Source organism: Phytobacter sp. V69 (genome assembly GCF_965644215.1).
GTDB lineage: Bacteria > Pseudomonadota > Gammaproteobacteria > Enterobacterales > Enterobacteriaceae > Phytobacter.
On sequence record NZ_CBFFRL010000511.1, the window covers coordinates 1 to 502 of the forward strand.

1 protein-coding gene is annotated in these 502 nt (G+C 50.0%); it reads left to right on the plus strand.

Annotation, left to right across the window (positions count from 1 at the left end):
• Positions 1 to 187: 187 nt before the first annotated feature.
• Positions 188 to 502, plus strand: a 315-nt coding sequence (tnpA, locus tag ACSZPU_RS26260) for an IS200/IS605 family transposase (protein WP_499004560.1), incomplete at its 3' end; no start/stop codon positions are given.

The window sequence follows — 502 nt, forward strand, 5'->3', positions numbered from 1 at the left end:
ATTCAGGCAACCGTCTGTGGTGTTTGCAGAGCTAAGATTGGCGGCTTAGCGTTGCACTTCGGAGTTGAATCCGCCCATCTGTAATTAAATCCGGTAAACCCCCGGCTTTGCCGGGGGACTCCGAAAGGTTTGACCTTTAAGTCAGTCGCGCGAATCTGAAATCTCCGCCAAGAGATGAGGATTCGTGATGAGAGACTATCAGAGCTTAAGCCATACGAAATGGGACTGTAAATATCACGTGGTTTATATCCCTAAACGCCGGAAACAACGGTTATGTGGTGCGCTGCGGCATGAGTTGGGAAAAATATTCCACGAGCTTGCGAGCCAGAAGGGCTGTCAGATTCTGGAGGAGCATCTGATGCGCGATCATGTCCACATGTGCATCAGCATACCGCCAAAATATTCGGTATCGACAGTCGTCGGCTATCTGAAGGGAAAAAGCGCGATAGCGATAGCACGGCACTTCGGCAGAGGTAAAAACTTCACCGGTGAAGTTTTCTGG